Origin of the sequence: Pseudomonas agronomica (assembly GCF_025917275.1) — a bacterium.
Classification (GTDB): Bacteria; Pseudomonadota; Gammaproteobacteria; order Pseudomonadales; family Pseudomonadaceae; genus Aquipseudomonas; species Aquipseudomonas agronomica.
In genome coordinates, this window is sequence record NZ_JAOSHO010000091.1 from 1 (window position 1) to 14,707 (window position 14,707).

At 59.8% G+C, this 14,707-nt stretch carries 9 protein-coding genes; 8 read left to right on the plus strand and 1 reads right to left on the minus strand.

Annotation, left to right across the window (positions count from 1 at the left end; all coding sequences use genetic code 11):
- Positions 1 to 108: 108 nt before the first annotated feature.
- The 6 genes from recC (at position 109) to OC610_RS09710 (ending at position 11,824) form a co-directional block, all read left to right on the plus strand.
- Positions 109 to 3,561 carry an exodeoxyribonuclease V subunit gamma gene (gene recC / locus OC610_RS09685; RefSeq protein ID WP_264427603.1) on the plus strand — a complete coding sequence of 1,151 codons (3,453 nt, stop codon included), beginning with the start codon at positions 109 to 111 and terminating at the stop codon, positions 3,559 to 3,561.
- The gene (recB, locus tag OC610_RS09690) at positions 3,558 to 7,247 is read left to right on the plus strand and encodes an exodeoxyribonuclease V subunit beta (RefSeq protein ID WP_264427604.1); all 3,690 of its coding nucleotides are present in this window, start codon (positions 3,558 to 3,560) and stop codon (positions 7,245 to 7,247) included. The genes recC and recB overlap by 4 nt, the downstream gene beginning before the upstream one ends.
- A complete protein-coding gene (gene recD / locus OC610_RS09695; RefSeq protein ID WP_264427605.1) occupies positions 7,244 to 9,340 on the plus strand; it encodes an exodeoxyribonuclease V subunit alpha in 2,097 nt (698 codons plus the stop codon). Before recB ends, recD begins: the two co-directional genes overlap by 4 nt.
- 186 nt (positions 9,341 to 9,526) lie before the next feature.
- Entirely contained in the window at positions 9,527 to 10,051 is a 525-nt protein-coding gene (locus OC610_RS09700) for a YfiR family protein (protein WP_408636561.1), read from the plus strand.
- Positions 10,048 to 11,316 carry a diguanylate cyclase domain-containing protein gene (locus OC610_RS09705; protein ID WP_264427607.1) on the plus strand — a complete coding sequence of 423 codons (1,269 nt, stop codon included), beginning with the start codon at positions 10,048 to 10,050 and terminating at the stop codon, positions 11,314 to 11,316. Before OC610_RS09700 ends, OC610_RS09705 begins: the two co-directional genes overlap by 4 nt.
- A 4-nt stretch (positions 11,317 to 11,320) precedes the next feature.
- A complete protein-coding gene (locus OC610_RS09710) occupies positions 11,321 to 11,824 on the plus strand; it encodes an OmpA family protein (RefSeq protein WP_264427608.1) in 504 nt (167 codons plus the stop codon).
- Here OC610_RS09710 and OC610_RS09715 read toward each other — a convergent pair.
- On the minus strand, positions 11,821 to 12,768 hold the full coding sequence (locus OC610_RS09715; protein WP_202334979.1) for a LysR family transcriptional regulator: 948 nt from the start codon (positions 12,766 to 12,768) through the stop codon (positions 11,821 to 11,823). The genes OC610_RS09710 and OC610_RS09715 overlap by 4 nt on opposite strands.
- Positions 12,769 to 12,907: 139 nt before the next feature.
- Between OC610_RS09715 and OC610_RS09720 the strand changes: the two genes are divergently transcribed.
- Positions 12,908 to 14,434 carry a CoA-acylating methylmalonate-semialdehyde dehydrogenase gene (locus OC610_RS09720; protein ID WP_264427609.1) on the plus strand — a complete coding sequence of 509 codons (1,527 nt, stop codon included), beginning with the start codon at positions 12,908 to 12,910 and terminating at the stop codon, positions 14,432 to 14,434.
- Between the two features lie 10 nt (positions 14,435 to 14,444).
- Positions 14,445 to 14,707 (plus strand): NAD(P)-binding domain-containing protein (locus OC610_RS09725; RefSeq protein WP_264427610.1); only part of this gene is annotated, 263 nt, incomplete at its 3' end.

Genomic DNA, 14,707 nt, shown 5'->3' on the forward strand with positions numbered 1-14,707 from the left:
GCCCGTCGGAAAGTTCTTACGACAAGCGCAGACAGCTCCCGGCTGTAACCGCCTTCCGACAGTGCTAAGGTTCTGCCCTAGCTTTTGCATTTTCAAGGATGCCTTTACATGCCGGACGCAACGTCCCTTAGCCCAGCTTTCATGGTGGTTCACGGGAATCGCCTTGATGAATTGCGCAGCTTGGTAATCAGCCTGATGCGGCGTTATCCGCTGGCCCCACTTGAAAATGAAATCGCGCTGGTACAGAGCAACGGGATTGCCCAATGGCTTAAGCTTGCGCTGGCTGAGGACCCGGAAGACGACGATACCGGCGGTTGCGGCATTGCGGCAGCCATCGACGTGCAGTTGCCAGGTAGCTTCATGTGGCAGCTCTATCGAATGGTGCTCGGGCGTGACGAAATCCCTGCCAAATCCCTCTTGGACAAGGCTCCGCTCACATGGAGGCTGATGCGTCTGCTGCCACAGCTGATTGAACAGCCACATTTCGAACCCCTGCGACGTTTTCTCACTCATGATGCTGACTTGCGCAAGCGGTACCAACTGTCTGAGCGTCTGGCTGACCTGTTTGACCAGTATCAGGTCTACCGTGCCGACTGGCTCGAGGACTGGGCACAGGGACGACACCAGACGAGAAGCGTCCGTGGTGAAATCAAGCCTCTCCCGGCGGCCAACTGTTGGCAAGCGGAACTGTGGCGAGCCCTGCTGCTGGATGTAGGGGAGAAGGGCATGGCCCAAAGCCGTGCCGGTGTTCATCAACGCTATCTGGAGCGCATCAACAGTCTGGAAGGCGCTCCGCAAGGCCTGCCTGCGCGAGTCATCGTCTTTGGCATTTCGTCGTTGCCCGCCCAAGTACTTGAGGCGCTTGCCGGGCTCTCACGGTTTAGCCAGGTTTTGCTGTGTGTCCACAATCCTTGCCGCCATCATTGGGCAGATATCGTGGCGGACAAGGACCTGCTTCGCCATCAATACAAACGGCAGGCACGCAAGCGCGGCATGCCTGAAGTCCTCGACTCGCAAACATTGCATCAACATGCTCATCCTTTATTGGCGGCCTGGGGAAAACAGGGGCGCGACTATATCAATCTGCTCGACAGTTACGATGACCCCACGACTTATCGCTCGGTGTTCCGCGAAGGAAGAATCGATCTGTTCAGCGACGGCCAACCCACCACCCTCCTCAGCCAGTTGCAGAATGACATTCTTGAATTGCGTCCCTTGGACGAAACTCGAGAGCAATGGCCGGAGGTCGATACCCAGCAAGATGAGTCGATCCGCTTCCATATCGCCCATAGCGCGCAACGCGAAGTCGAGATTCTTCATGACCAGCTCCTTGCTCAGTTCAGCAAGGACCCGACCTTGCGTCCCCGCGACATTATCGTCATGGTCCCGGATATCGACAGTTATGCGCCGCATATTCGTGCGGTGTTCGGTCAACTTGATAAATTCGACAATCGTTTCATTCCATTCACCCTGACCGATCAAGGCCAGCGTGGACGTGACCCGCTTCTGATCGCAGTCGAACATCTGCTCAAACTTCCCGATAGTCGTTTTCCGGTCAGCGAGATCCTTGATTTGCTAGACGTCCCGGCGTTACGCGAGCGGTTTGGCATTGGCGAGTCCGATTTGCCAACGCTCCACCGTTGGATCGAGGGGGCCGGCATCCGTTGGGGAATGAGTGCCGAACATCGTGCCGGGCTGGGTTTGCCCGCCGAGCTTGAGCAGAACAGCTGGCGTTTCGGCCTGCGTCGCATGCTATTGGGGTATGCGGTCGGCAATTCGCAGGCTTACGAGGGTATCGAGCCCTATGACGAAATCGGCGGCCTCGATGCGGCGTTGATTGGTCCTTTGGTGGCGTTGCTGGATGCCTTGGAAGTCGCTCATCAGGAGCTTAGCCAGCCAGCGTCACCTCAGGATTGGGGCGCGCGCCTCCATGACCTGATGCAGTTATTCTTCCTGGCAAGCAATGAACACGACGATTATCTACTGGCCCAACTTGAAGATTTGCGTGAGACATGGCTGGAAACCTGCGAGTCAGTTGCGCTGTACGATGAGCTGCCATTGACGGTCGTAAGGGAGGCCTGGCTGGCCGGCCTGGACCAAGGACGATTGTCCCAGCGCTTCCTGGCTGGGGCGGTCAATTTTTGTACCCTGATGCCGATGCGGGCAATTCCCTTCAAACTGGTCTGTTTGCTGGGAATGAATGATGGTGATTATCCACGAGCCCAGCCGCCTTTGGACTTCGACCTGATGGGCAGCGATTATCGACCCGGCGATCGCTCCCGGCGTGAGGATGATCGATACTTGATGCTGGAGGCGCTTCTTTCAGCACGGGAAAAACTTTACATCAGCTGGGTGGGACGCAGCATTCGTGACAATAGCGAGCGACCGGCATCCGTTCTCGTCGGCCAGCTACGCGATCATCTCGCCAGTGGCTGGCGGTTGGCAGACGGCGAGGCAAGCCTTCTTGACGCACTCACTCAGGAGCATCCTCTACAACCGTTCAGTGCCCGTTATTTTTATCAAGGCGATCGGTTGTTCAGTTATGCCAGCGAATGGCGAGTGCTTCATGACGCCCAGGATCACACTCAGCTGCCTCAGCGATTGGCTCCCTATGTCCAGGAAGAACCCTTGGGGCTGGGCCAGTTGCAGGATTTTCTGCGCAATCCTGTCCGTCATTTTTTCAGCCAACGACTCAAGGTGTTTTTCGAGACCATCGAAGCTCCCCTGGCGGATGATGAGCCTTTCGTACTCGATTCGCTGCAGCGTTACAGTTTGAGTGACAGTCTGCTCGAAGCCGCTCTCATTCGTCTCGACCAACCGGATCTTGCATTGCAGGCGCATGCCAAGCGGCTTCAGAACAGCGGCCTGCTGCCGATGGCTGGTTTTGGTGAAAGCATGCAGCGTGAATTGATCGAGCCATTGCCTGACCTGCTCCAACGTTACCAACAGCTTCTGGCGTTGTGGCCGAATCCATTGACGAGCGCTGTACCTGTCACTCTGAAACTGCATGATGTCACGGTGGAAGGTTGGCTCAGTGGTCTGCATCAGAGATCTGATGGTGCAGTCTTGGCAATTACAGCCATCCCCAACAGCATCGGTTCCACCAAGACTCGAAAATGGCATCGCCTGATACGGCCTTGGGTGAACCATCTCGTTGCCTGCGCCAACGGCCTGTCGATGACGACTGCACTGGTTGCCAGTGATGACAGCTTGCTGTTGGCGCCTTTTGAAGAAGCCGTTTCGCAAAGACTGCTCGGTGATCTGCTGCAAGCCTGGCAGACAGGCATGCGTGAGCCGCTGCCGATCGCGGTGAAGACTGCTTTTGCCTGGCTCGGTCAGAGCGACCCCGGCAAAGCCGAAGCGGCTGCTCGTAAAGCCTACGAAGGCGACGGTCTGAATTTCGAAGGCGAGCGGCGAGAAAGCCCGGCCCTGGCTCGACAGTTCACTGATTTCGACGCGCTCATTGCGGACGAAACATTTCCCGATTGGTGCGATGCGCTCTATCGGCCATTGTTCGAAGCACCCTGGCGTTCACTGGCCGATGATGAGGCGCATTCATGAGCCGGCAACCTCCGTTGGCCCTGGCCTTCCCACTGCGTGGCAGTCAGTTGATCGAGGCGAGCGCCGGTACGGGCAAGACTTTCACCATATCGGCTTTGTACTTGCGCCTGGTATTGGGGCACGGCGGGGCGGCGGCCGGATTCGGTCGCGAACTGCTTCCCCCGCAGATCCTGGTGGTGACCTTTACTGACGCCGCCACCAAGGAGTTGCGTGATCGTATCCGTACGCGCCTGGCAGAGGCAGCGCGCTTTTTTCGCGACGAAATCCCTGCTCCGGACTCGTTGGTAACGGCGTTGCGTGACGAGTTCGACGAAGGGCAATGGCCTGCCTGTGCCAACCGGCTCGACATTGCCGCGCAATGGATGGACGAGGCGGCTGTTTCGACTATCCATGGCTGGTGCCAGCGAATGTTGCGCGAGCATGCTTTTGACAGTGGCAGCTTGTTTACCCAGACCCTGGAAACCGATCACAGCGAACTGCTCGGCGAGGTACTGCGCGATTACTGGCGGCTGTTCTGCTACTCGATGCAAGGCGAGGCATTGGATTGGGTACGCACTCATTGGGGGGGACCTGCGGCATTGTTGCCACGAGTAAAAGGTTTGTTTTCCAACGGGCGTGGCAACGATGGTGGGATTGAGCCCGCAGAGCTCATCGCCGCATCCCTGCAAGAGCGCAGCGCCGCCTTGCTTGATCTCAAGGCCCCGTGGCGTCAGTGGGCGGTGGAGTTGCTGGAGATATGCCAGCAGGGTGTTGCCAATAAAAGCGTCGACGGGCGCAAGATGCAGGCTCGTTATTTTGAACCGTGGTTCCAGAAGATAACGGCCTGGGTAGAAGATGAAAGCGTTGAGCTTTTGGACATCGGCACGGGGTTCACGCGGTTGACACCCGAGGGGATGGCCGAAGCCTGGAAGGGTGAAGTGCCCAGTCACCCCGGCCTGGACGCGATGTCGGGCCTCAAGGCCAGCCTGGACGCGTTGCCCACCCCAGATGCCGCCGTCTTGCAGCACGCCGCGCAATGGGTAGGGGAGCGCTTCGAGGCGGAAAAGCGTCGCCGAGCGGAAATGGGCTTCGACGATATGCTGTTGCGCCTGGATGCGGCTCTGCAGGCTGAAGGCGGGGAACGACTGGCGAGCGTGATTCGTGAGCAGTTTCCGGTCGCACTGATCGATGAGTTCCAGGACACCGACCCTGTCCAATACCGGATCTTCGAAAGTATCTATCGCATCAAGGACAACGACCCCGAAACAGGACTGTTCCTGATCGGCGATCCGAAACAGGCCATTTATGCCTTTCGGGGTGCCGACATCTATACCTACCTGCGCGCCCGGGAAGCCACTGCCGGCAGACTGCATACGCTGGGAACGAACTTCCGTTCCAGCCATGCCATGGTCGGCGCCGTGAACCATATTTTCCAGAGGGCGGAAACCCGTCCAAACGGGCGCGGGGCGTTCCTGTTCCGAGAGCCATCGGGTGAAAATCCGGTGCCCTTCCTCGCAGTGGGCTCCCAAGGACGAAAGGAATCCTTGCTGATCGCAGGGCAAGCCGTCCCCGCATTGAATATCTGGCACCTGGCCTCAGACCAACCGCTCTCTGGCGCGACGTATCGGCAACACATGGCCGCTGCCTGTGCCAGTGAGATCACGGCGCTGCTCAACGGCGGCCAGTCGGGGCGTGATGGGTTTGTCAGTGATGGGGAAACGTTGCGTGGGCTGCTGCCAGCGGATATTGCCATTCTGGTTCGCGATGGCAAGGAAGCGCAGGCCGTGCGCGGCGAATTGTCTGCACGAGGCGTACGTAGCGTCTACCTGTCCGACAAGGATTCGGTCTTTGCCGCGCAAGAAGCACGGGATTTGCTGACTTGGCTGAAGGCGTGCGCCGAGCCGGATGCCGAACGCTCACTGCGAGCGGCGCTGGCCAGTATCACGTTGAATTTGCCACTTACGGAGCTGGAGCGCCTGAACCAGGATGAGCTGGCCTGGGAAAGTCGCGTCATGCAGTTTCGTGGTTATCGGCAGGTTTGGCGTACTCAGGGTGTGCTGCCGATGTTGCGGCGCTTGCTGCACGATTTCAAATTGCCCCAGGCCTTGATGACGCGTGACGACGGGGAGCGGGTGCTGACCAACTTGCTGCATCTGTGCGAACTGTTGCAGCAGGCAGCCGTCGAGCTGGACGGCGAGCAGGCGCTGATTCGATACCTGTTCGAGCATCTGGCATTGAGCGGGCAGGCAGGGGAGGAACAGATCCTGCGCTTGGAAAGCGATGAGCAGTTGGTCAAGGTAGTGACGATCCATAAATCCAAGGGACTCGAATATCCGTTGGTCTTCTTGCCGTTCATTTGCTCCACGAAACCGGTGGACGGCAGCCGATTGCCTTTGCATTACCACGATGAAGCCCGCCAGGCGCAAATCAGTCTCACGCCTACCCCCGAATTGATCGCCAAGGCCGATGACGAGCGCTTGGCCGAAGACCTGCGCCTCCTGTATGTGGCGCTGACTCGCGCCCAGCATGCCTGCTGGCTGGGTGTCGCCGATCTCAAGCGTGGCAGCAACAGCCGCTCGATCCTGCACCTGTCGGCGCTGGGTTATCTGTTGGGCGGCGGCGCACCGTTGACGGAGTCGGTGGCGTTGCGGCAATGGCTGGAAGATTTGCAACAAGGCAGCCAAGCGGTGAACTGCCAGGATATGCCCCAGGCCAACGATGAACACTACCGGCCTGCTCAGAACGAAGCGGTGTTGCGCGCAACGTTGTCGCCGGTACGCAAAGCCAGCGAGAACTGGTGGATCGCTTCCTACAGCGCATTGCGCCTGGGTGAAACGCTTAGCGCGGGGGGGGACACCGCACCGGAAAACCCACAGGCGCAGAAACAATTCGATGATGAGCGTCTTGATCCGGATGCACCCAGGGAAGTGCTTGCTGTAGGCGGTGACATCCATCGCTTCCCACGCGGCCCAAACCCGGGCACGTTCCTGCACGGTCTTCTCGAATGGTCGGCCAGGGAAGGGTTTGTCACCACGCCGGCGGTTATCGAGGACGCTATCGCCCGACGCTGCAACCGCCGAGGCTGGAAAGGCTGGATCACCACGCTAGGCGACTGGTTGCAGCACCTGATTACAACGCCGTTGCCTGTTGGTGGCGGCCAGGCTCCGGTTTTGTTGAAGCAATTGACTCAGTTCCAGGTCGAAATGGAGTTCTGGTTCGCCAGCCATAAGGTCGACGTGCTCAAGCTTGACGAACAGGTCTGCCGATTCACCCATGGCGGCGTGGCTCGCATCGCGGCGGAGCCGGTGTTGCTCAACGGCATGTTCAAGGGTTTCATCGACTTGACCTTCGAACATGACGGTCGGTATTACGTGGCGGATTACAAGTCCAACTGGCTGGGGGCTGATGATACGGCCTACACCGTGCAGGCGATGGAGCAATCGATCCTGGATAATCGCTACGACTTGCAATATGTCCTGTACCTGCTGGCGCTGCATCGCCAGCTCAAGGCGCGCTTGCCCGACTATGATTACGACCGGCATGTTGGCGGAGCGCTGTATATATTCTTGCGGGGTACGCGCGCAGCCAGCAAGGGCGTGTATTTCACCAAGCCCCCGCGGGCGTTGATCGAACAACTCGATCGTATGTTCCAAGGGGCACCCGAACCCAAGGCCGAACCGGCGTGGGTACAGGGAGAACTGTTATGAGCCGTTCCTTTGCCGATCTGCTTCCCAAGCCTTCCGAAGACGAGAGCCTGGTAAACCTGGCGCCGCTGAGTCAGGCTAATGATCTGTTACTGCTGCTTACGCGCTGGGTGGAGCGCGGCTGGCTTCGGGCCCTGGACAAGGCATTCGTCGCGTTCCTCCATGAGCTGGAGCCCAACGATGACCCGCTGGTACTGCTCGCCGCGGCGCTGACCAGTCACCAACTGGGTCACGGGCACGTCTGCCTGGATCTGTTCGAGACACTCAGCGAGCCGGATTTTGCGTTGTCGCTTCCTCCCGAGGGCGATGTTCAGACAGGCGCAACGCTGTTGCCGTCGCAGATACTGCAAGCTCTGGACCCCGCCCATTGGTGCAAGGTCCTGGCATCCAGTCGCCTGGTCGCCTTGGCGGTCGACACGACTGAAGAGGCGCAGCAGCGGCCGTTGGTGCTGTCGGGCAAACGTCTTTATCTGCGCCGTTACTGGGCCTATGAACGGCGGATCGATGAAGCGTTGCGCCAACGGCTGGCCGAGCATGGCGCAGCGCCCGATGAGCTGCGCGAGCGCCTTGCGGGATTGTTCGGAGCGGCCAGCGCAACAGGCCCGATCGACTGGCAGAAACTGGCCTGCGCCCTGGCGACCCGCTGTGCCTTCAGCATCGTGACTGGCGGCCCGGGTACCGGCAAGACCACCACGGTCGTGCGCCTGCTTGCCTTGTTGCAGGCGCCGGCTGTCGAGGCAGGGAAGCCGCTGCGTATCCGCCTTGCCGCGCCCACCGGCAAGGCAGCGGCGCGCCTGACCGAGTCCATCAGTCAGCAGGTCCGGACGCTGGATGTGACCGAGGACGTACGCGAACGCATCCCCTGTGATGTCACTACTGTCCATCGTCTGCTGGGCAGCCGCCCCGGCACTCGGCATTTTCGTCATCATCGGGGCAATCGCTTGCCGCTGGATGTGCTGGTGGTTGATGAAGCGTCAATGATCGACCTGGAAATGATGGCGAATTTGCTGGATGCACTGCCGGCTCATGCACGGCTGGTACTGCTGGGGGACAAGGATCAGTTGGCGTCGGTCGAGGCGGGAGCGGTTCTGGGGGATCTATGTCGCGATGCCGAGGAGGGCTGGTATAACCCGCAGACCTTGACCTGGCTTGAGTCCGTCAGTGGCGAGAACCTCGCGGCCAGCGATCTGAAGCGGGACCTCCAGGGCACACACCCACTGGCCCAGCAGGTGGTCATGCTCAGGCATTCCCGGCGCTTTGGCGAAGGCAGCGGCATTGGGCAATTGGCCCGCAGCGTGAATCAGCAGCAGCCGGAGAAAGCCCGTCAGGTACTGCAGGGCGGTCAATATGCGGACCTGTTTTCCCTTGCGCTCAAAGGCGAGCATGACGAAGCACTGGAGCGTTTTCTGCTCGGTAGCCAAGCAGGTGGCCCACAAGGGTATCGGCATTACCTGAACCTGCTGCGGCAACGGCGTCCGGACATTTCTCGTCCCTTGGATGAAAGTTGCTGGGCGGATTGGGCGAGGGATGTCCTGTCGGCATTCGACGAGTTCCAGTTGCTCTGTGCCGTGCGCAAAGGCCCGTGGGGAGTCGAGGGGCTGAACCAGCGAATCACCGCAGCGTTGCTCAAGGCTCGTTTGATCGACAACGATCATCTCTGGTACGAGGGTCGTCCGGTACTGATGACTCGCAACGACTATGGGCTGGGGTTGATGAATGGCGATATCGGTATCGCCCTCAAGCTACCTGAGCGTGATGGGCCTGAGGCGGGAAGGCAGGTATTGAGAGTTGCCTTCCCCCGTAATGATGGTCAAGGTGGTGTGCGCTTTGTCCTGCCCAGTCGCCTGAATGACGTGGAAACGGTGTACGCCATGACGGTGCACAAATCCCAAGGCTCGGAGTTCATCCATACGGCGCTCATCCTTCCCGATGCGTTGAACCCCGTGTTGACCAAGGAGCTGGTATACACGGCGATTACCCGGGGCAAGCAATGGTTCAGCCTCATAGAACCGAGAACTGGGGTATTCGAGGAGGCCGTTCGCCGCAAGGTCAAGCGCCTGAGCGGGCTAATGTTGGAATGGGAGCACGGTGGCTGATTGATCAGTTGTCACGTCCGGTGCCTTGGTCGTGATTCTGCCTGTTTTTTGTCGGAAGGTGCCGTAGGGCACTGTCTCGCTGGCTTTTTGACACTGTGTTATCGTTTCGGCTCTTAACTTAATCAGAGATCATCCAGGATGGTGGCAGTTCGGGGGGCAGCGTGCAGCAAGGACTGGAAGCCTCATATGCTTGCCGGCTTCCTGTGGGTGCTGTCATTTGCGGTGGTCGCTCAAGAACAGGCGACCTCCGACCGAGCCGACCAGCGAGCCGAAGCGGTCACCCAGGTGGTGCTGGGTATCCTCAGCTATGCCCGTTGGCCTGTGGAGCCGACACAACTGCAGCTCTGCATCGTCGGTCCGACTCAATACACCGATGTGCTTGTCAAAGGTACGACCCAGGCCACGGGGCGACCGGTGGCCGTGCAACGGGTGCTGGCAGATCATCCTGGCATCGCCGATGACTGCAACGCGGTCTACATTGGCAGGCTGACCAACGATGAACGCTCACGCCTGTTCACTTCATTGATCGGCAAACCTGTGTTGAGCATCAGCGAAGGGGGCGATCAATGCACCGTGGGCAGTCTGTTCTGCTTGCGGGTAGGCGATGAACAAGTGTCGTTCGAGGTCAACCTTGATTCGGTGGCGCGCAGTGGCGTGCGAATCCATCCGAGCGTTCTCCAGCTATCACGTCGCAGGCCGGCTGCCCCATGAGTTCGTCAAAACCACGAATTCGTCCCACGTTGGGGTCGGTCATCGGTCGCGGTCATTTGATCGTCGCGCTGGTGGCGATCACTATGGCCAGTGTTTCCCTGACATTGCTGGGCGTGCTTGCCTTGCGTGTCTATGCCGATCACAACCTGCACCTCATCGCCCGCTCGATCAACTACACCGTTGAAGCCGCCGTGGTCTTTGATGACGCGGCCGCCGCCACTGAAGCGCTGGCGTTGATAGCTGCCACCGAAGAAGTCGCCGATGCACAGATATTCAATGAGCACGGTCGCCTTCTGGCTCACTGGCAGCGACCCGACACCGGTCTCTTGTCGGGTCTGGAATTGCATATCGCGAAGGCATTCCTGGAAAAACCGATCAGCCTCCCTATCGTCCACCAAGGGCAGAACATCGGCAGGATCTTGCTGGCGGGACATGGCGGAAGCCTGTTGCGCTTTTTGCTCAGTGGCTTGGTAGGCATTGTTTTATGCACGGCGATAAGCGCCTGGGTCGCGCTGTATCTGGCGAGACTCCAGTTGCGTTCGATTACCGGGCCGTTGCGCAGCCTGGCTGAAGTGGCTCACGCCGCGCGCTGCGAGCGCGCACTGGATCGCCGCGTGCCGCCGGCCGACATCGCGGAACTGGACAACCTGGGCAACGACTTCAACGCTTTGCTTGACGAACTGCAGTCCTGGCAGACCCACCTGCAAAGTGAAAACGAAACCTTGGCTCACCAGGCCAGCCACGACAGCTTGACCGGGTTACCGAACCGGGCGTTTTTCGAAGGTCGATTGATCCGCGCGCTGCGCAACGCCAGCAAGCTCGACGAGCAGGTGGCCGTCCTGTACTTGGACAGCGACCGCTTCAAGGGCATCAATGACAACTTCGGTCACGCTGCTGGCGACGCGGTGTTGACTGCCGTGGCGACCCGGGTCCGCGCTCAGTTACGAGAAAATGACTTGGTCGCGCGCCTGGGGGGCGATGAGTTTGCCGTGCTGCTGACGCCCCTGCACAAGGTCGAGGATGCCGAGCGAATCGCTGAGAAAATCATTGCCAGCATGGACATGCCGATTCAGTTGCCCGGCAATGCCTCGGTCTTGACGTCCCTCAGTGTCGGTATCGCGGTTTTCCCTGAACATGGCGCCACGCCGGGCGCCTTGCTGAGTGCCGCCGATGCGGCGATGTACCAGGCCAAACGCCTCGCCCGAGGCGGCCAACACACGGCAGGGTCGGAGCACCCGGTCGCGGATCTTCAAACCAGGAGCTGATTGCATGCTTTCAAATGCTCGTTTCCCCCTGCTGCGATTCGCAGCATTTTTATTGCTTGCCGTTTTCACCCTCTCGGGATGCCAGACAGCGCCGCAGAAGGGACTGACCCCAGCGCAAATTGCCGTGCTCAAGGAGCAGGGCTTCAAGCTGACGGAAGAGGGCTGGGCCTTTGGTCTCTCTGGCAAAGTGCTGTTTGGCAGCGATGTGGAAAGCCTCAACCCGGCCAGTACCGAAATTGTCGAGCGGATCGGCAAGGCACTGCTGGGCGCGGGTATCGAGCGAGTACGTGTCGACGGCCATACCGACGCGTCAGGCTCCCAAGCCTATAACGAACAACTGTCGATACGCCGGGCCAACAGCGTTGGCAAAGTCCTGACAGGCGTGGGCATGCGAGAAGAAAACGTCCAGCTGCGCGGCCTTGGCAGCAGCCAACCCGTCGCGTCGAACGACACGGCCAATGGCCGCACCGAGAACCGCCGTGTCGCCATCGTGGTCATTGCCGACTAATCGGCAAACACCATCTCCCGGCTGTCGCCCATCAGCAACAGCCGGTTCTGTTCAGTCACCTCGCGAATGTAATCCCACAACAACGTAATCCGCTTGAGCTTCCTCAAGTCCTCCCGGCAGTACATCCAGAACTGCCGGGTGACCGTGATTTCCTCTGGCAGCACCGGCAACAGGCGTGGGTCCTGGGCCGCCAGGAAACACGGCAGGATCGCCAGCGAGCGGCCTTGCTGCGCCGCGACGAATTGTGCGATCACGCTCGTGCTGCGCAGGTGGGCATGCGCGCCGGGCAACACGTTTGCCAGGTACAGCAGCTCGGAACTGAATGCCAAATCGTCCACGTAGCTGATGAACGAATGCTTGCCCAGGTCTGCCGGACGATGAATGGGCGGGTGGTTGTCCAGGTATGGCTGGGTGGCGTAGAGCTGCAGGCGGTAGTCGCACAGCTTGCAGCATACGTAGGGGCCGTGTTCCGGGCGTTCGAGGGCGATGACGATGTCGGCTTCGCGCTTGGAGAGGCTGATGAAGTGCGGCAGTGGCAGGATGTCCACCGAAATGGCCGGGTAGGCGTCGACGAAATGGCTCAGTTGCGGTGTGATGAAAAAACTGCCGAAACCTTCCGTGCAGCCCATGCGCACATGGCCCGACAGCGCGACGCCAGAGCCTGAGACCTGTTCGCAAGCCATGTGCAGCGTGCTTTCGATCGATTCGGCGTAACCCAGCAATCGCTGGCCTTCGGCCGTCAGGACAAATCCGTTGGTCCGGGATTTCTCGAACAGCAGCGTACCCAGTGAAGCTTCCAGCGAGCTGATGCGTCGAGACACGGTGGTGTAGTCGACCGCCAAGCGCTTGGCGGCCGTACTGGCCTTGCGGGTACGGGCCACTTCGAGGAAAAACTTGAGGTCATCCCAATTCAGCGACCCCAGGGAGGTGATGTTTTTTTGCATGATGGACCGGACTTTATGTGCGTTCTTATTAGAAGTTTGCACATCTATACTCCAAAAACCGTCTTATCACCAAGGTGTCCGTTCACCTTGGCCGTTGCTGAACCAGCGCTCTCTTATAAGAACAATCCCGGAGGCCAGCATGAACGTTTCCCTTACGCCCAGCGACACTGCCCTGCAAACCGTCAGACTGTTGATCGATGGCGAGTGGGTTGAGTCCCAATCCAACGAATGGCATGACATCGTCAACCCGGCCACCCAGCAGGTATTGGCGAAGGTTCCGTTCGCCACGGCCTCGGAAGTCGATGTCGCCATCGCCGCTGCCCAGCGTGCTTTCCAGACCTGGAAACTGACGCCCATCGGTGCGCGGATGCGCATCATGCTCAAGCTCCAGGCATTGATTCGCGAGCATTCCAAGCGCATCGCCGCGGTGCTCAGCGCTGAACAAGGCAAGACCATCGCCGACGCCGAGGGCGATATTTTCCGTGGCCTGGAAGTGGTCGAGCACGCCTGTTCCATCGGCACCCTGCAGATGGGCGAGTTTGCCGAAAACGTCGCCGGGGGCGTGGATACCTACACGCTGCGCCAGCCGATAGGTGTGTGCGCGGGCATCACGCCGTTCAACTTTCCGGCGATGATTCCGCTGTGGATGTTCCCGATGGCCATTGCCTGCGGCAACACCTTTGTGCTCAAGCCTTCGGAGCAGGATCCGCTGTCGACCATGCTTCTGGTAGAACTGGCCATCGAGGCCGGCGTACCGGCCGGTGTGCTCAACGTGGTGCACGGCGGCAAGGACGTGGTGGATGCGCTCTGCACCCACAAGGACATCAAGGCAGTCTCCTTTGTTGGCTCGACGGCGGTCGGTACCCATGTCTACGACTTGGCGGGCCGCCACGGCAAGCGCGTGCAATCGATGATGGGCGCCAAGAACCACGCGGTGGTATTGCCCGACGCCAATCGTGAACAGACCCTAAATGCTTTGGTTGGTGCCGGCTTCGGCGCGGCGGGCCAGCGTTGCATGGCCACCTCCGTGGTGGTGATGGTGGGCGCGGCCAAGCAATGGTTGCCGGAGCTCAAGGCCCTGGCACAGAAACTCAAGGTCAACGCCGGCAGCGAGCCAGGTACGGACGTTGGGCCGGTGATTTCCAAGCGGGCCAAGGCGCGCATCCTTGAGCTGATCGAAAGTGGCGTGCAGCAAGGCGCGAAACTGGAGCTCGATGGCCGTGACATCAGTGTGCCGGGCTTCGAGCAGGGAAATTTTGTCGGCCCGACCCTGTTTTCCGGCGTTACCACCGACATGCGCATCTATACCGAAGAAATCTTCGGCCCGGTGCTGGTGGTGCTGGAAGTCGACACGCTGGATCAGGCGATTGCCCTGGTCAACGCCAACCCATTCGGCAACGGCACCGGCCTGTTCACCCAGAGCGGTGCGGCGGCGCGTAAATTCCAGAGCGAAATCGACGTCGGACAGGTGGGTATCAACATTCCGATCCCGGTGCCGGTACCGTTCTTCAGCTTCACCGGTTCCCGTGGTTCGAAACTCGGCGACCTCGGCCCTTATGGCAAGCAAGTGGTGCAGTTCTACACTCAGACCAAGACCGTGACCGCACGCTGGTTCGACGACGACAGCGTCAACGACGGTGTGAACACCACCATTAATTTGCGTTAAGGAGCCGGACATGAACATCGCATTTATCGGCCTGGGCAACATGGGTGCACCCATGGCGCGCAACCTGCTCAAGGCCGGCCATTCGCTGAATCTGTTCGACTTGAACCAGACGGTGCTGGCTGAACTGGCGGCGTTGGGTGGCACGATCAGTGAATCACCCCGTGATGCGGCCCAGGGCGCGGCGCTGGTGATCACCATGCTGCCGGCCGCTGCCCATGTGCGCAGCGTCTGGCTGGGTGAAGACGGTGTGCTCGCCGGTATCGCCGCCGGTAC

What these genes read in the sequence shown, in the direction of transcription:
- recC (WP_264427603.1), top strand. Translation starts at nt 109, where the DNA reads ATGCCGGACGCAACGTCCCTTAGCCCAGCTTTCATGGTGGTTCACGGG.
- recB (WP_264427604.1), top strand. Translation starts at nt 3,558, where the DNA reads ATGAGCCGGCAACCTCCGTTGGCCCTGGCCTTCCCACTGCGTGGCAGT.
- recD (WP_264427605.1), top strand. Translation starts at nt 7,244, where the DNA reads ATGAGCCGTTCCTTTGCCGATCTGCTTCCCAAGCCTTCCGAAGACGAG.
- OC610_RS09700 (WP_408636561.1), top strand. Translation starts at nt 9,527, where the DNA reads ATGCTTGCCGGCTTCCTGTGGGTGCTGTCATTTGCGGTGGTCGCTCAA.
- OC610_RS09705 (WP_264427607.1), top strand. Translation starts at nt 10,048, where the DNA reads ATGAGTTCGTCAAAACCACGAATTCGTCCCACGTTGGGGTCGGTCATC.
- OC610_RS09710 (WP_264427608.1), top strand. Translation starts at nt 11,321, where the DNA reads ATGCTTTCAAATGCTCGTTTCCCCCTGCTGCGATTCGCAGCATTTTTA.
- OC610_RS09715 (WP_202334979.1), bottom strand. Translation starts at nt 12,768, where the DNA reads ATGCAAAAAAACATCACCTCCCTGGGGTCGCTGAATTGGGATGACCTC.
- OC610_RS09720 (WP_264427609.1), top strand. Translation starts at nt 12,908, where the DNA reads ATGAACGTTTCCCTTACGCCCAGCGACACTGCCCTGCAAACCGTCAGA.